The following is a 16,925-nucleotide window of genomic DNA, read 5'->3' as shown; positions in this document are numbered from 1 at the left end:
CCCCTCGCCGGGTTCGACCCGGCGGGGGTTCCTCATGAATCCCGGTCAGAGCCCCAGACGGCCGAATGCGGGCAGCTTGAGCGCCGGGCGCCGGATATCGATACCCGCGACGGCGCCGAGAACGTTGACCTCAAGCCCCTCCACCCAGCCCAATGTCAGACCCAGATAGCCGCCGAGGTTAAACCGGATGCCGGTGCGCGATGGAGTCAGACCGATCCAGCGACCGTCATAGGGGAAATCCTTGCCGATGGCGGTTGCCGGAAGGGTCGCCTGGATTTCCGGGAGCGCGCTCATCACCGCTGCCACGAAGGTGTTCGAGTTCGGACCGGGCCAGACCGTATAGTCGCCCGGGCGAGCGTAGCGGTACGTCCGGATGGTCTCTCGAATGCGGGGGATCATGGCCTCGGCGGCTGCGCCATTGGCCGCGAAGACCGTCTGAGGCAGGCTTCCGAACCAGCGCCCATCCGGAACGAAGCGGTCGATCCAGATCGGCTGACCCCAAGCGGTGTAGTCGAAGCGCTGGTAGGCCCGTGCCCCCGCATCCTTCACCACGATCCAGCTATGGGTCGCGATAATTCCGCGCCAGCTTACCGTGCGCGCGGAAAAGATGCGCACGATCGCCTCCGGGTTCGTCGCTGGGGAAGCCAGGAGGCCGCTGCTCGACCGATCGGCGGAGCGCCAGTCCGCATGATTCTGGCTGAAGTAGAGAGCGGCGGAGATGGCGATGGGAGCGAGGTAGACGAGGACGAAGGCGAGAGCGGCGATCTTGAGCAAGGTGGTTCCAGGTCAGGCGGGGGACCGACCTGATATGGGAAGTCGAGCCGCCTTCGGCGAGGGAAGCCACCCGCCCGTCCAACGCCGCCGGGCGAGCCGATGGCGCAGGCGAACCGTCGCGTGCCTTACCGCACCGGCGCGGCGGGGCTGCGCACCGGAGTCACGGCACGGCCGAGGATCAGGGTCAGGAGTCCAGCCGCGACCATGAAGCCCGCGATCGTCAGCAGAGCGAGGCTGAATTGCCCCGTGGATTCGCGGATCCAGCCGATGACGTAGGGTCCGACGAAGCCGCCGAGCCCGCCCACCGAGTTGATGAGCGCGATGCCCCCGGCGGCGGCGCTGCCCGTGAGCAGGGCCGTCGGCAGGGTCCAGAAGGTGGGCATGGCGCTGAAGACGCCGAGGGCCGCCAGGCTCAAGGCGATCATGGCTAGGGTCGGCGACGCGGCGTAGCCCGCTGCACCGAGGGCGATGCCGCCCGCAATGGCGGGAATTGCCACGTGCCAGGTCCGCTCCATGGTCCGGTCGGAATGGCGCGTCCATAGGATCATGCCCACCACCGAGACGAGGTACGGGATGGCGGTCACGAAGCCGGTCTGGAGGGTGGTGAGGCCGAAGTTCTTCACGATCTGCGGCAGCCACAGGCCGATCCCATAGAGACCCGTGCTGACACCGAAATAGACCAGCGCCAGACCGATCACCCGGGGGTGGAGCAGGGCTTGGCCGAGGCTGAGCTTCTGGACCGCGACGGTCTCGCTGCGGTCGCGCTCGATGCGGGCGACGAGCCACGCGCGCTCCTCCGGCGTGAGCCAGCTCGCCACCGCTGGGCGGTCGGTCAGGTAGAGGAGCACCAGGACACCGAGGACGAAGCTCGGGGCCGCCTCGATCAGGTAGAGCCATTGCCACCCGGCGAGACCGTAGGCCCCGTCCGTGGCTGACATGATCCAGGCGGAGAGCGGCGCTCCGACCACGGAGGAGATCGGGATCGCAGCCATGAAGGCGCCGATGACCTTGCCCCGCTGCTCCGACGGGAACCAGTAGGTCAGGTAGAGGATGATGCCGGGGAAGAACCCGGCCTCGGCGACGCCGAGGAGGACGCGCACGAGATAGAACGACCATTCCCCGACCACGAAGGCGGTGGAGGCCGAAACGATCGACCAGGTGACCATGATCCGGGCGATCCAGCGCCGTGCGCCGACCTTCTCCAGGATGATGTTGCTCGGCACTTCGAAGAGAAAGTAACCGAGGAAGAAGACGCCGGCGCCGAAGCCGTAGACCGCAGCCGAGAGGCCGAGGTCACGGTTCATCGTCAGTGCCGCGAAACCGACATTCACGCGGTCGAGGAAAGCGGCGAAGTAGCAGAGCATCAGGAACGGCAGCAGCCGCCACATGACCTTCCGCGTCACGATCTCATTCATGGAACTGGAAACCCTGGTCCCCGGTCCTGGGTGAAACCGAATACGAATGGCCGGGGAGCGGGCGCTGTTAGCATCGCCGGTGGGCCGTGCAAACTTGGCCTTGCAGACTCAGGGGCGGGAGAGCGGAGCGGCGGCGCGGGTCTCAGGAGCGGTCCCCTCCCCCCGTGCCTCACGCTCCTCCTGCCGGCGACCGAGCCAGAGGCTGTTCAGAAGCCAGACGACGGAAAGCGGAACGGCGGTGATGGCCACCGCCGTCGAGCCGAGGCCAAGGGCCGCGATGCCGGCAAACGACCAGGCCCCGACCTGATCGCCCGCGCGATAGACCACGGTGTCGATGAAGTTCTTGGCCTTGTAGCGATCCTCCCGCGGGACCACGGTGAACAGCACTTCGCGGATCGGTCGCGCGATGGCGAAGTTGCCCGCCCGGCGCAGAACCTGAAAGACCACGATGGCGGTGATGGTGGGCGAGACGGCAAGCGCCGCGAAGCCGAGGACGCTGGCGGCCGGCAGCAGCGCCAGGGCCGGCCCGACGCCGATGCGCCGAACGATCCGGCCGGTGAGGAAGAACTGGATCCCGAGCGTCAGCAGGTTCACGAGGAGGTCGACGCTCGCAAAGAACGCCGTCTGCGCGCCGCGATCGGGGAAGCTGCGCTTGGCGATGCCGGCCTGCTCGAAATACAGGAACGTCGATGTCACCGAGAACAGCAGCAGGAACAGGCCGATATTGAGGAGGTAGGGCGACCGGAACGTCCGGGTGATGCCTGCGATGGCGCTGCCACCGATGGCCTCGGAGGATGCGGCCTCGCCCGCGACCGGCGCCTGGTTCAGCCGATCGGACAGGCGCGCGAGGCCGCGCATGCTGAACACCGCCACCTCGAGGAGCAGGGCCGCGCCGAGCAGGAGCGCCCAGGTCGGCACGTCCCGCGCCAGGATCGCCGTCGTGGCCGAGCCGGCGATGGCGCCGAGGGTCGCGCCCGCCGCGATGAAGCCGAACAGGCGCTTGCCCTGATCGGCGGAGAACACGTCCACGATGGTGGCCCAGAAGACCGAGACCACGAACAGGTTGAAGATCGACAGCCAGATGAAGAAGGCGCGCCCGATCCAGACGTCGCCGTCCGGCCCCGCGAGGTAAAGGGCGCCCGCAAACAGCAGGATGTTGGCGGCGAAGAAGCGGTAGGTCAGCGGGACGAACCGGGCCCGGGGCAGCGTCTTGACGAGCCACCCGAAGGGCACGTTCAGGGCCAGCATCCCCACGAGCGTGCCGGTGAAGAGCCAGGGCAGGTTCTCGATGCCGCCCGCGACGCCCATCTGGTCGCGGATCGGCCGCAGCACGTAGTAAGCGGCGAGAATCGAGAAGATGTAGGCCCACGACCACGCCAGCGCCGGTGCCTCCCCGGGCCGGACGTCGACGAGGCGGGCGAACCACCCGGACGAACGTGCTCTGGCGTTGGCGTTCAACGGGCGACACCGAGGCGTGCACTGAGCTCCGGCGCGGTGAGGTCGAGGCCAAAGCCCGGAGACCCCATCGCGAAGCTCTCCGACTTGGCGAGGGGACCGACCGTCACCGGATCGAAGCCGGCATCGCGTACGAGCTGACCGGCGCTCGCCAAGGCATCGGCATCGTCGCCCGCGATGGGAATGGCCATCCGGCCGCCCTCGCGATGGGCGTTCCTGGCAAAGAGCTTGTAGTTCGCCGCATTGAAAGCCCGCACCACCCGGGCGCCGGCGAGGTACTTCGCGGACACCGCCGCGATCCCATTCGCCAGAACCTCTCCGTAGACATCGCCGTCGCGGGCCTGGGTGGCGTTCCCGGCGTCGATGACGACCTTGCCCTTCCAGGCGTTGGCGTAATCCTGCGCGAGTTGTGGGTAAGCCTTGTAGGGGACGGCGATGAGGAGGACGTCGCCAAAGGCGATCGCCTCGCTCGGCGTCCCGGCGCGTGCCTTCGGCCCGAGGCCGTCGACCAGCCCCTTGAGATCCTCGGGGTGGCGTGACGAGAGCATCACCTCGTGTCCCGCCTTGACCCAGAGGCCGCCCAGCGTACCGCCGATGTTGCCGGCACCGATGATGCCAATGCGCATGGGCCGCGTCTCGGCTCGTGCGGGATGGATGAGGATTGCTGCGGCGGTCGCCGCCAGGAGCGCGCGGCGCGAGAGGAGATCAGAGCGCATCGACGAAAGCCTCCATCCGGGCGCGTTGACCCGCGTCGGGCATCCGCCCCCGCGCGGCGCCCAGGTTGTCCTCGACATAGGCGGCCTTGGCCATGCCGGGAATGGGGCAGGTCACCGCCTCGTGCGCAAGAACGTACTTCAGGAAGAATTGGGGCCAGGAGGCGCAATCGAACTCCGCGGTCCAGGGCGGAAGCTCCCGGCCCTGGACGGCCTTGAACAGGCGGTCGCGTCCGAAGGGCACATTCACCATCACGGCCATGCCGCGCTCGGCGGCGAGCGGCAGGATGCGCGTCGCGGCGGCGCGGTCGTCGAGGGCATAGTTCACCTGGATGAAATCCAGGGGTTCACGACGCATCAGGGCTTCGAGATCGGCGAACTGGCTGTCGCGCCAGACCGTGACGCCGAGGTAGCGGATCTTCTTCTCTGCCTTCAGGTCGCGGAGCGTGGCGAGGTTGGCGGTCGGGTCGATCAGGTTGTGGACCGCGACCAGATCGATCATCGGCGTGTTCAGGCGCTTGAACGAGCGTGCGATCTCCGCGGCCCCGCCTTCGCGGCCGGGTGTCCCGACCTTGCTGCAAAGGAACACCTTCTCGCGCAGTCCGTCCTGATTGAGGATCAGGCCGAGTACGTCCTCGGCGGTGCCGTAGCTCGGCGCGGTATCGATGACCGTTCCGCCGAGCGCCACGAAGCGCTGTACGGCCTCACGCAGGGGCGCCACCGCCGCGGCACTCGGCTCGACCTCGTAGCGCCGGGAGGTGCCGATCCCGATCACGGGGAGGGTTTCACCGGATGACGGGATGGGGCGCCGGAGCAGGCTCGCAGCCTCGGCGCGGGCGGGCGATGCGCCCCATTCGAGGAACGGTACTGAGAGGGGTAGGAGGCTGGTCCCGGCGATGAAGGCGCGTCGCGTCGGTGTCATCGAGGCATGAGCTCCAGCGAAGGTGGATGTCGTTGGTCACTTAGGGCCGGAAACGCGCCTGGACATGGCCCAGACCGGCCGACCAGTGTTCAGCTGTTTGCCGTAACCCGATGGAACGTCTCGGGGTCGAGGTCCAGGCCGAGCGTCTTGAAGCGTTCCGCCGAACCGAGATGGTTGCGCAATGCGATGAGGTAGGCCGCGGAATACATGATGGCGATGACCGGCTTCGTACGGTCGCAACCAGTCTCCTCGAGAAGCTGTCGGATCTCGTCCGTCGTTTCTTCGAGATGCCAGGCCGTATTCTCCAGGCGGACGTTTCCGATCGATGCGGCGCATTGCGAGAAGAAGCTGACGACCGGCGCGATGATCCGCTGCGATCGCGACAGCAGGAGAAGATCCATCGCAGCACGCTGGTTTTCGCTCAACGGCAGGTCGGAGCAGGACACGATGCGTTCGGTCCCGTACCGGCCGCGGAACTGTGCCACGACGCTTTGGTCCTCGGTGCAGACGATGATGCTGCCGCTGCGATGCTGATCGACCGCATGGAAGTACCCCCGAAGGGGCATGAACCGCTGAAGAATCTGGATCATCAGCCCATCGGCGAGGATGTCCAGGTTCGAATGCAGGAGCATGTCCAGGATGTCGCCTCGCCTGACATGCACTGAGATGCAATGGGATAGGGGCGACCGCCGATCCAACGCGGCCAAAGCCTCAAGAATGGTAGGGTTCCAGTTGATCTGCGCAGCGACATGCGCGACCTTTGCCTTGAGATCTGTCGTCTCGGCCATGAACTGAAACAATGGTATCGGGAAGTCGTAGTTGATCCCGTTCCCCATCCGCGCGATCTGTGCGACCTCGCTCTCGGACAGATCGAACAACTCGTCCTTGTTGTGGAACACGCTGAATAGGCCCGTCGTCACCGGTTCCTCATGGATGACGATGTCGGCGTACGGGCCCTTCGTTGCGTCCTTGAACAGATGCAGGCTGGCGAAGAGCTCAAGGACGTATCGCGGATGCATCAGCACAGGACTGTGCGGCGGGTCGGGCCATCCGAGGGGTGTCCAGAACACGCGCAACGGCACGTCGATGTGCCGTGAGAGCAACTGTGCATAGACGGCCGACAGGATGCGTGTTCCGAGACCGTCACTTCTCTGGGAACAGATCATTGTCGACGCATGATCCCGGCCAACTCTCCTGCGGGGGATCCGCGCTCCCTAGGACTTCGCAGGCGCCGAACCTCTTGCCGTCGCAGAATAACGTCAATCATCATCCTGCCGCACCGACCCGACCGATCGTCCCGTTCACGCCTTCCCCGCCACCGCCGGAGGCAACGGGTTCGCGAGAGCCGGCGACGAGAGCGTCCCTCGGTCGCCCTTAGCAGCATTGGCGGACCCGGAAAATCGCCTTTCCGGGCGGAAGGGGGCACCGCGCCGGATGCGACAGGACGATCGGGAGCGGTGATCCCTGTGGAAGCGGCGCGACCGTGTGCGACCCATCGAATGCCTGAGTCCGCCTCGATCGATGCCGATGCCCCATTCCGGGGACACGGCATCGACCCCGATGCCCTTCGAACGGCTGCCGCTTCGCGATCCAACGGGACGTTCGATCTACTCCCAAGGGTCTCATTGACGAGGGCGCGAGCGCATGGCGAACTGAAACGATCGCAGCGGTTCGTGAGGTGCCCGCCTCACGATGCGATCGGGGCGGCCAGAGAGTTCACCGACCACTCTCTGGCCCGCTTCCCGTTAGCCATAGGCCATGGTTCGTCGAACCCGCTTCATCCCAGACACTTCCGGTTCAGGCTCGTCCGCACGTTCAGCCTGATCCCGCGCCGACCTGACGGGTCGGCGTCCACTGCCCCGTTGCGAAAGGCCTCCGCATGGGCTAACACAGCGTCGCGGTCAGCACCCGTAGCTCAGCTGGATAGAGCGTTGCCCTCCGAAGGCAAAGGTCACACGTTCGAATCGTGTCGGGTGCGCCAGCAATCTCAAAGAAGTAGCCGTGTCCCTGTGTGCCATCTGATGGCCGGCGGATGTAAGTCGCTTAATGCGACAGGTCTGGTGCTCCTCAGTATTCGCTTCCGGAAGAATCAACCGGCCTAGGGCTCGTGCGGTCGGCGTCTTCGAGACGCCCGGATCGCTCCTGAACGTGGATCAGGGCCGTTGCTGCCGCCCTCGCATCTCGGCGGGATGCTGGCGTTGCCAACGCGGCGAACTTGGTCGCGCTGCCGGAGTGGAGACGCACGGGCAATCTCACGTCGGATCGAGCGCGTCACGGTGCGCCGGACGCGGCCGGTCGCCCGAGGCAGGAGACATGCATCTGATCACCGCCGCCCGCCCAATGCGGGTTGGCCGCCGCTGCCGCCTTCGGAGGCAGGTGGTCGAGCCCGTCTTCGGGCAGATCAAGCAGGCGAGGGGCTTCCGGCCGTTCCTGTTCCGTCATCTCGATCGGCCGGAGCGAGTGGGCGATGACCCGCACCGCCCACGACCTCCTGGAGTCAGCACCGGCCGCCCATTGGGGCTGCCAGACCCCAGTCTCTGCGCAGGTCTCGCCCATTGTCAGGCACCGAACCCTATGTCTCGGGTGGGCACGTAGGTGTTTGATCCGACGGACAAGCTCGCGCTCCAGCACGCCGCAGAGGATCCGGACATGGACCGGCGGAGCCGCGTGGTCATCACGGAAGAAGTGATGTGATGAGCGCGAACCGTCCCGCAGAAAATCACACTTCTTTAACGTCACACAATTGACAGCGCGCCACCCTTTCAACTCTGGTGCGGATAATCGTATACGGCGTGCGATGCGAACGGACCGCAGAGATGAGCTGGATTTCACTCCGTAAATTTGCTGCAGCCGAGAGCAAGAACAAGCCCTCGAAGGAAGCGGAAATCCTTCGGCTGGAGGGGCCGATACTCTTGTCGTCGCCGCCTCTCCCCGATGAGGGCGTCGAATATATCGAGCATCAATCCGACAGTGACGATCTTTCGCTCGATACGCTCGGGCAGCACAACGAGGTCCTTCGCTTCCGCGTGGCGGAGATGTCGGAGCGGTTGGACGATCTGAAATCGCTCCAGGGCGATTTTGCCGCCCTGCTGGAGCCCATCATTGCGATTGCAGACGAGTTGCCGCGCGCCAAGGTTCGGACGTCCGAACTCGAAGCCCTGTTATCCCTCGAACAGGCAAACGCGTCCAATCTCCGGCGTGACCTGGCTGACGCCACGCATCGCTTGGCTGGCGCAACGAACGACGTCTCAGCGTCGAAGATCCAGCTTCATCATCTGGAATCCAGTCTGCAGGCGCGTGACGCGGCTGCAGAAGACGTACGCTTGGCCTTGCGCGACAAGTCGCTTGAAGCGGAAGACCTCGAGCGGCGCTTGTTTGCGGCGAGCGAGCAGGTTCGTGCCCTGCAAGGTGAGAGTAAATCTCTCCGTGTCGAGGCAAAAGCCCTCGATCAAGCGCTCGCCAGATCGGAGGGCGAACTCCAGGACCTTCGCGAAAGCCGCCATGCCCTCGAACGGGATAATTTGCGCCTTCAAAATCTAAGCGAGTCCCAAGCGGTACATTTGGCCGAACTCGCGGCGAGGAGCCAGGATTTCGAGGCCCAGGCCGAAAACAGCCGCGTCGCCCTGCGCAATGCCGAGCAGCAACTGGCCGCTGAGACCGCGGCGACGGAGAAGGCAAAGGTGCAGTACGAGGCGGACATCGCCAACCTGCGGGCGGAGCGCACAAGCCTCACGATGCGGGTCGACGCAGCCACCAGCCGTTTCGCCACGACCGAGCAGATGGTGGCTCAACTGCGCAACCAGCTTCGCGAACGGGATGAGGTGGGCCGCGCTGCCGAGCGTGGCTTGAAGGAGGCCTCCATCGAACGGGTGACGGCGGAGCGACGGCTCGAGAGCGCGCAGGCGGACCTGGCCCGGCAGAATGAACGCGCCCTCGAGATGCAGCGGGCACGGTCGGAGTTCGAGCACCGGTGCGAGATGCTGACCAAGGCGATGGCGGCCAAGGATGCAGCCCTCGAACAAGCCCTGGGACGCGTCGGGAGCCTGTCGGACAGGATCGATCACCTGGTTCATCGTCAGGAGGTGGAACGCGCCGATTTCGAGACGGTGAATCACCGCCTCGTCGAGGAGCTTCAGCACGAGCGCTCCGAACGGAAGCTGGCGCAGGGCGCCTTGGACATTGCCCGCGAAAGCCGCGTTTCTCTGCAGAAGCAGCATGAGGCCCTCAAGCGCTCTGCACGCGCTTACGCCGGAGACGATGCGGCGTCTCGTACGGAACCGGCAGCACCGGCCGCCGAGGCCAGCAATGTCAGGCCCTTCAGTGCCTCCGGGAAAGCTGGTGCCCCGGGATCCCCGGCTCAACCGTCCGACTGACGACTGAGTGGATCACCCCCCAGCATCTTCGATATGGCACGGCCGACCTTCGGTACAGGGAGCAGACATGACCGACAGCAATCTTCGGGATCGAGAGCCGTCCTCCGCTGGCGCCTGGCTCATGCGTAGCCTTCCGAGTCCGAACCGCAACGCAACGGTGGCGGAGACAGTCTCGTCCGAGACCGTTTCCCTCGATACCGCGCGTCAGCCTCTGTCGAGTGTTGATGAAGGTCGGCGACGTGACTGGTCCGCGTCCCTCGATCTCATCCACGAAGCGACAGCGGCGATCCGCATCAGCGAGGAACGTGCAAACGAACTGGAAGAGGAGCTCGAGCGAACAGTCGCACAGTTCAAGGCGCGGGAATCCGCTCTTGAGGCTCAGATTTCGGTTACGCAGAGCAGAGCGGAACTTGCGGAGCGGCGCGCGGCAGAAGCCGAGGACTGGTTAGGCCGTATGCACGATGCGGTGGTGGACGGCTTCACGCGCCGTGAGCCTCGAACCACATCGCCGCCGGCAGCCTCCTCCGCGACCTGACCCTTCTCGAAGCTGGTTTTGTTGCGCGTCTTTCCGGCTTCTCCGACGTGGATCGGCGGGTCCCTCGTCACAAATCGCGCCTAACCCTTTGAAATGGCGGCACGCACGTCCGCCGAAGGTCGCGGCGCTTTTCTTCGAAATGCGGGGCCGACCTACCGACATGCTTCTTCGCGACACGGCCGAGCCGTCGACACACGGTCGCCGTGTCATGCGATGTTGTTCGGCGGAGCCAGCAACGCCTCGGAGAAGCCCGCCTGTCGCGTCGGTCGGGACCCGCGAATCTCACATCGGGCGTGTTGCCCGCAGCCGGACAAAATCCAGTCCGGCGAGTGCCATGGGAACGCCGATGAGAAACAGTGCGAAGAACAGTCCCATGGTTCGTCCTCTCTCATGTCGCGGCGTGGGCCGGAACCCTCGGGCCCGGACGTCACTCATTCTTCGAGCGATAACCGTCGAGCGGTGACGGCGGTTCGCGCTGTGCCCCGCACCCTTTGTCCTCCCGCAGGGATTCTCCGGTGCGTCGCGCCGGAGGGATCCTTCGCCGCGGCGCCTCGGGCGATGTCACCTGACGCGCCGCTCCGGTCTTTCGCCTGTACGACGGAGGCCGCTGCTGGGTTGGGCCGAAGACAGCGACAGCACGACGCAAGTGGGTTCCGGGTGAGAGACAGGAGCATCGGCCCGGCTCGGTTCATCCGGGAAGGCTCAGTCGATGACTTCAACGATCCGTCGCGTGCGTGGCTCGACGAGGACGGGATGGTCGTTGACGATGGTGTAGTTGTAGCCGGATAGCGCGAACTCGGGCGGCACGTCGTAATAGACCACACCGTCCTCGGGCAGGACCGTGCCGGTTCGGATCCCACCGGAATAGCTGAAGGACGGCCGGCGCTCGGCCAGCGCGTAGATGCGGAAGCGCTCGCGGCGGTCGACGCCGAGAATTCCGTTGGCGGTGCCCACCGCCGCTCCGATGGCGCCGCCGACCACGGCGCCGAGCGGCCCAGCCGCCATCTCGCCGCGTGCCGCTCCTTCCTGGGCCCCCTGAACGAGGCCCTGGGCCTCAGCAGTGCCTAGGCCCGCGAGGATGAACACGGGAAGGGCGACAAGGAACTTCGGGATCATCGTGGGCGCTCCATCGCGCGACGCGGGCCGGGAACCGACACCGGTCGGGATCGGGCAACGCGGCTGCGGCGCAAACGATGCCACTGCCCGTGCAGGTTGCCGCGGCCTGTGACTTCGATGCGACATCGCGGCTGATGCGGGCGCGGGTTGCGGCGAGATGGGGCCGGCAAGTCGTGCGGATCTCGCGTTCCGCCCATCCCGCCGCGGCCGTGTTAACGCTCGATTCCCTGCCGTGTGGTGAGCTTGGCGCTGATGATGCATCCCTGGCGCCATCAAGTCTCAGCCGACCGGATCTGATGATCGCCTTGCCGTATCTCCAGCCGCCTTTCCGAACGGCACCTGCTCCGCATGCTGTCTCCTGCACAGGCTTTCCGGCCTGCCGCACCCGGAGCGGTGGACAAGGGTGCGGCGCGTGAGCGAACTCGATGGCTGGGCGGAGCGCCGTCGCATCGCCGAACAGGGGCGGGCCGAGCGGCCCTGGTCGCTGTGGGGACCCTACCTGAGCGAGCGCCAATGGGGGACGGTCCGGGAGGACTACAGCCGGGATGGCAATGCCTGGCGTTCGCTCCCCCACGAGGAGGCGCGCTCGCGCGCTTATCGTTGGGGTGAGGACGGCCTGGCGGGGATCTGCGACGAGCGGGGGCAGATGTGCCTGTCGCTCGCCCTCTGGAACGGCCGGGACCATATCCTCAAGGAGCGACTCTTCGGGCTTGCCAACGAGGAGGGCAACCACGGGGAGGACGTCAAGGAACTCTACCACTACCTCGACGCGGTCCCGAGCCACGCCTACCTCAAGTTCCTCTACCGCTACCCTCAGGCGGCCTACCCTTACGACGATCTCGTGCGCGAAGGCCTACGGCGTGGGCGCGACCAGCCGGAATACGAGATCGAGGACACCGGAATCTTCGAAGGCGACCGGTTCTTCGAGGTCACGGTGGAGTACGCCAAGGAGGACGTGGAGGACATCCACGTGGTGATCACGGCCGTCAATCGCGGGCCGGAAGCCGCCGACCTGCACATCATCCCGCAGCTCTGGTTCCGCAACACGTGGTCCTGGCGCGCCGAGGGCACCGATCGGCGTCCCCGCCTCAGCATCCGGCCGGACGGCGGCGTGGCCTGCGATCATCCGCGCCTCGGACCCTACCGGCTCTCCTTCGACGGCTATCCCGACCCGCTCTTCTGCGAGAACGACACCAATCTGCGGCTCCATGGCGGACAGCCTGAGGCGGTCGGCCCGTTCAAGGACGGTCTCCATGCAGCCATCGTCGGGGGCGACGAGGCCGCCGTGTGGCGCGACGGCGGCACGAAGCTCGGCCTGCACTACGCGCGTCTGCTGGAACCGGGCGAGACCACACGGGTCAGCCTACGCCTCTCGGCGGGGGCGCGCCTGCGCCCTGTCGACCGTGAGGGCACCATCGTCCACCGCCGGATCGCGGAAGCCGATGCCTTCTACGAAAGCCTGCAGGACGGCATCGCGGATGCGGATTCCCGCGCGATTTTCCGCCAGGCGGCTGCCGGTCTGATCTGGTCCAAGCAGCTCTATTCCTACGACGTACGCCTCTGGCTCAAGGGTGATCCCCAGCAGCCGGTGCCGCCCCGGGAGCGGGATGGTGGGCGCAACATCCACTGGCGCCACTTCGCCGGTGCGGACGTGCTCTCGATGCCGGACAAATGGGAGTATCCCTGGTTCGCCGCCTGGGACCTCGCCTTCCACTGCCTCCCGCTGGCGCTCCTCGATCCGGATTTCGCCAAGAAGCAGCTCCTGTTGCTGACGCGCGAATGGTACATGCACCCCAACGGCCAGCTTCCGGCCTACGAGTGGGAATTCGGCGACGCGAACCCCCCGGTCCATGCCTGGGCGACCTATAGGGTGTTCGAGATCGACCGCGACCGGCGCGGCGGGCGCGGTGACCTCGCCTTCCTGGAGGGGGTCTTCCACAAGCTGCTCATCAACTTCACATGGTGGGTGAACCGCAAGGACACGGAGGGCCGCAACGTCTTTCAGGGCGGCTTCCTCGGCCTCGATAATGTGGGTGTGTTCGACCGCTCGCGCCCGCCGCCCGGATTTGGTCGGATCCATCAGGCGGACGGGACCGCCTGGATGGCGATGTACGCCCTCAACATGATGCGCATCGCCCTGGAACTCGCGCTTCACAACGACGTCTACGAGAGCACCGCCTCGAAGTTCTTCGAGCACTTCCTGCTCATCGCCGAGGCGATGACCGACATGGGGGGCGAGGGCTTCGGTCTCTGGGACGACGAGGACGAGTTCTACTACGACGAGGTCGACATCCCCGGCGGGAGCATGCTCCCCTTGCGGGTTCGCTCGGTGGTGGGGCTGGTGCCACTCTTCGCCGTGGAGGTGATCGAACCCTCCGTGCTCCAGCGTTTGCCGGATTTCGCCCGGCGCCTGAACTGGCTGCTCGAGAACCGCCCTCACCTCGCCCTGCTCGTCTCGCGCTGGGACGAGGGGGGTGTGAAGGATCGCAAGCTCCTCTCCCTCCTGCGGGGACACCGCATGAAGGCGCTTCTGCGCCGTATGCTCGACGAGGCCGAGTTCCTCTCCGCCCACGGGGTGCGCTCGCTCTCGAAGGCGCACCGAGACCACCCCTACGCGCTGAACGAGTTCGGGGCCTCCTTCACGATCCGCTACGATCCGGCGGATTCGACCTCCAACATGTTCGGTGGCAACTCGAACTGGCGGGGTCCGGTCTGGATGCCGATGAACTACCTCATCGTCGAGGCCCTGCGCCGCTTCCACACCTACTATGGCGACGACTTCCTGGTGGAGTATCCGACTGGGTCCGGGACTTCGCTGACCCTGAGCGCCATCGCGGATGCCCTGGAGGACCGCCTGATCGCGCTCTTCGCCAGAGGCGAGGACGGAACCCGGCCGATCTTCGGGGGCAGGCCGCCCATTCCGCCATTGCCCGGCACGGAGGAGGCGCTGCTCTTCCACGAGTTCTTCGACGGCGACACGGGACGCGGACTCGGTGCGTCCCACCAGACGGGCTGGACCGCGCTGATTCTCAATCTGCTACACAGCCGGGCCCGGCGCGCCGCATCGTGAGCTCCTTCCGCCGGAGAAGCGGCTCCGGCGTTCAGGATGCATCACCGAGGGTGACCGATGCCGGGGGCGCTTTCGCTGACGTGCCGGCCTTCGTTCAAACGAGGGGGTGGCTGAGATAGGCGACCATCAACTCGGCCACGGCGCGCTCCGCGTAATCCGAGACGCTCTCGTGACCGGCGACCGGAAAAGCCTCGACGACGCTGCGGCCTGCGAGCACCTCGGACAGTTCGCCGGGCAGCATTCCGTTCTCGATGGCCGCCGCGACGGCGGCCCGGCCGTAGCTTCGGCGGGTGCTGCGCGCGCCGAGCAGCGCCGCCGGGCTCGCCGGCGTGACGCCGTCAAATCGTACCGCGTGAAATCCCATGATCGTCCTGTCCCTTGCTTCGCCCCAGCGCGGGGCCGATTGCGCAATGTCCTTCGTCTTCGATCGGGCACGGACAACAGGGCGTTGGGGCATGCATGGCGAGTTGCAAGGTGGCGATGTGCAAGGTCATGGGATGTCGTCCCGGTTCATCGGCATCGGGCTTTGCTGATACGGGTTATTCTACCGAACCATTTCGGGAATGTGCTTCCAAAGATCTTGGGAATGGGAGTTGCGTGATGACGTTGCGGGGCACGGGACAAGAACGACCGTTTCGCCGAAGCCGGGCCGCGCGCCCGGTCAATCCTGGCTAATCCGCGCCGCAACGGCGTCGGCGAGATCGACCGAGGCATCGCGTATATCGGGAACGGCGATGCATTCCCAAAGGACGCCGCGCAGGAGCGGGCCGACCGCCCAGAGCGGTGCGTCTCCCCGTGACGAGACGACCTTGCCGTCCGGCGTGGCGTCGACGCCGAGGCCGAAGGGGCCGGGGCGCACGAGGCCGCGTGCCAGCAGGTTGCGCACGAGGGGATCCGCCGTTTCCGCGAACCGGCTGAACCCGGTGGCGTCGAGGATCGCCCCCGCCGCGATCTGCACGGGGCGGCCGCTGCCGCGCGGCTGTACTGTGACGATGGCGTGCGCCGTCGCATCCTCGACGGTCTGAAGACGCCCCGCGAGGATGCGCAGGGTGCCGCGTGCCACCTCCCCCGCGATGGTCGCGGCGGCGGGCGGTGCCGTCCGGTGGCGGTGCACGTCCCAGTAAGGGCGCAAGTGGCGTAGGAAGCGCGCCTGCTCGAGACGCGGCAATCCCGTCCAGAGTTCATCCGTGATGGGCCGGAGGGCATCGATTACGCTGCGCCAATCGGCGCCCTCGGCTCGCGCCGCCGCGATCTCCGCCCGGCCCCAGGCGAGGAGCTTGCGGATGGAGGCTCGGGTCTCCGCGCTGAACTCCGGACGCGCCCGGACCGGCACCGGGGCGTGCGGCTTCGGCACCAGACCCCGGCGGGATACGGCGACGATTCTGCCCGGGAAGCCCTGACGGCGCAGCGTCGCCACGGCATCCATCATCGTCAGCCCGGTGCCGACGATCAGGACCTCGCGGGTTGGGTCGAGGTCGCGCAGGCCGGCGACGTCCCAGGGGTCGCGCTGGTAGCGGCTGCGCGCTGTGACGGGCCCCGGCAGATTGCCCATGGCCAGCACCGCGCCGGCAATGGGGATGGACCGGCCGGATTCCGTGCGCAGGGTGAAGCCGCCATCGATCGGCTCCAGATCGAGGACCGCATCCCGCAGGACGTCGAGACGCGCACCCGCTTCGGCGCGTGTCCGTTCGAAGGATTCCGAGATGTATCGTCCATAGAGGCCGCGTGCGGCGAAGGTGCCCGCATCGGTGACACGGATGCCGGCCTGTGCGTCGGCGTCGAGCCGGGTGCAGTCGAGCCAGTCGGCGAATGCGCTTGGCCGCTCGGGATCGGCGCTCATATGCGTGGCCCGCAGGTTCAGCAGGTGATCCGCGTTGGCCGTCGCATAGGCGAGCCCCCGCCCCGGTTCGTGGGCCCGCTCGACGAGGAGGATGGGGCGTTCGCCGGGAAGTGCCCGCAGCAATTGCGTCGCCACCGTAAAGCCGCTGAAGCCTCCGCCGATGATGGCGATGGAATGCGGCGGGACGGTCGAGGTCATCGGTACGAACTCCAATCCGGCAGCGTGATGCAGGCTCTTAGGGGTCGTTCGTTTTAGAGAACAAGGCACCTAATCAGGATGGCCACCCCGCATCCGGCTGAAGCATTCGCAACCGTGCAGAACGGTTGTAGCGACTGAGCGATGAGCAAGACGTAAGGATATTTCCACGATTGAAGCTCCTATGGATGAGAATCCTATCTATCCTCGTTCTGAAAAAAGAACGTTCTGGTTGACTTGGCACGTGCCTCGCCGGACGATGCAGACCTCCGCCGGAACGACGCGCCGTCGATGATGGTCGCGCCTGGGAACCACCACCGCACGATGCCAATCCTGTATGCCTTCAGCGCGATCGTCCGCGACGGCCACTTGGCGCGCGGCGGCATCGGGAGGTGCGGGGCCGCGCCGGGGAACCTTCCCAGCTTCGACGCGGAGATCACCGACCATTCGGGCTCCATGGTCCCCTCCTCCCGCTCAAGGTCCATCCCGCAGGCCCGCACGCCCAACGCCCTCCGAG

12 protein-coding genes, 1 tRNA gene and 1 pseudogene are annotated in these 16,925 nt (G+C 66.4%); 5 read left to right on the top strand and 9 right to left on the bottom strand.

The features are described from left to right. Window positions 1-45 precede the first annotated feature (45 nt). From OF380_RS15440 to OF380_RS15415, 6 genes are all read right to left on the bottom strand, one after another. A complete protein-coding gene (locus OF380_RS15440) occupies window positions 46-774 on the bottom strand; it encodes a DUF3750 domain-containing protein (RefSeq protein WP_404810464.1) in 729 nt (242 codons plus the stop codon). 125 nt (window positions 775-899) lie between these two features. Next, window positions 900-2,189 carry an MFS transporter gene (locus tag OF380_RS15435; RefSeq protein WP_264045417.1) on the bottom strand — a complete coding sequence of 430 codons (1,290 nt, stop codon included), beginning with the start codon at window positions 2,187-2,189 and terminating at the stop codon, window positions 900-902. A 108-nt stretch (window positions 2,190-2,297) separates the two neighbouring features. Next, window positions 2,298-3,647, bottom strand: a complete 1,350-nt coding sequence (locus OF380_RS15430) for an NTP/NDP exchange transporter (protein WP_264045414.1) — start codon at window positions 3,645-3,647, stop codon at window positions 2,298-2,300. Further along, the gene (locus OF380_RS15425; RefSeq protein WP_264045413.1) at window positions 3,644-4,360 is read right to left on the bottom strand and encodes an NADPH-dependent F420 reductase; all 717 of its coding nucleotides are present in this window, start codon (window positions 4,358-4,360) and stop codon (window positions 3,644-3,646) included. The genes OF380_RS15430 and OF380_RS15425 overlap by 4 nt, the downstream gene beginning before the upstream one ends. Beyond that, window positions 4,350-5,279: an aldo/keto reductase gene (locus tag OF380_RS15420; protein ID WP_264045410.1), complete on the bottom strand. Its 930-nt coding sequence runs from the start codon at window positions 5,277-5,279 to the stop codon at window positions 4,350-4,352. The genes OF380_RS15425 and OF380_RS15420 overlap by 11 nt, the downstream gene beginning before the upstream one ends. Window positions 5,280-5,368: 89 nt before the next feature. Beyond that, window positions 5,369-6,445 (bottom strand): O-fucosyltransferase family protein, encoded by a 1,077-nt coding sequence (locus tag OF380_RS15415; RefSeq protein WP_264045408.1) that lies wholly within the window; start codon window positions 6,443-6,445, stop codon window positions 5,369-5,371. A 738-nt stretch (window positions 6,446-7,183) separates the two neighbouring features. Here OF380_RS15415 and OF380_RS15410 point away from each other — a divergent pair. The 4 genes and pseudogenes from OF380_RS15410 (at window position 7,184) to OF380_RS15395 (ending at window position 10,187) form a co-directional block, all read left to right on the top strand. Beyond that, window positions 7,184-7,260, top strand: a tRNA-Arg gene (locus OF380_RS15410). Window positions 7,261-7,467: 207 nt separating this feature from the next. Beyond that, a pseudogene (locus OF380_RS15405) lies at window positions 7,468-7,791 on the top strand (IS5/IS1182 family transposase); the annotation flags it as partial. A gap of 304 nt (window positions 7,792-8,095) precedes the next feature. Then, window positions 8,096-9,652, top strand: a complete 1,557-nt coding sequence (locus tag OF380_RS15400) for a chromosome partitioning protein ParA (RefSeq protein ID WP_264045407.1) — start codon at window positions 8,096-8,098, stop codon at window positions 9,650-9,652. Window positions 9,653-9,719: 67 nt separating this feature from the next. Beyond that, complete coding sequence (locus OF380_RS15395) at window positions 9,720-10,187, top strand: hypothetical protein (protein ID WP_264045405.1); 468 nt, start codon at window positions 9,720-9,722, stop codon at window positions 10,185-10,187. Window positions 10,188-10,889: 702 nt separating this feature from the next. Here OF380_RS15395 and OF380_RS15390 read toward each other — a convergent pair. Continuing rightward, window positions 10,890-11,303 (bottom strand): DUF1236 domain-containing protein, encoded by a 414-nt coding sequence (locus OF380_RS15390; protein ID WP_264045403.1) that lies wholly within the window; start codon window positions 11,301-11,303, stop codon window positions 10,890-10,892. Between the two features lie 412 nt (window positions 11,304-11,715). Between OF380_RS15390 and OF380_RS15385 the strand changes: the two genes are divergently transcribed. Next, window positions 11,716-14,373: an MGH1-like glycoside hydrolase domain-containing protein gene (locus tag OF380_RS15385; RefSeq protein ID WP_264045401.1), complete on the top strand. Its 2,658-nt coding sequence runs from the start codon at window positions 11,716-11,718 to the stop codon at window positions 14,371-14,373. Window positions 14,374-14,467: 94 nt separating this feature from the next. Here the strand turns inward: OF380_RS15385 and OF380_RS15380 are convergent, their stop codons facing one another. Beyond that, window positions 14,468-14,737 (bottom strand): hypothetical protein, encoded by a 270-nt coding sequence (locus OF380_RS15380; protein ID WP_264045399.1) that lies wholly within the window; start codon window positions 14,735-14,737, stop codon window positions 14,468-14,470. 297 nt (window positions 14,738-15,034) lie between these two features. Beyond that, window positions 15,035-16,411 (bottom strand): FAD/NAD(P)-binding protein, encoded by a 1,377-nt coding sequence (locus tag OF380_RS15375; RefSeq protein ID WP_264045397.1) that lies wholly within the window; start codon window positions 16,409-16,411, stop codon window positions 15,035-15,037. Window positions 16,412-16,925 lie beyond the last annotated feature (514 nt).

Source organism: Methylobacterium sp. FF17, assembly GCF_025813715.1.
Taxonomy (GTDB): Bacteria; Pseudomonadota; Alphaproteobacteria; order Rhizobiales; family Beijerinckiaceae; genus Methylobacterium; species Methylobacterium flocculans.
The sequence above is the reverse complement of the archived record's forward strand: the minus strand, read 5'-3'. Positions and strand labels throughout refer to the sequence as shown.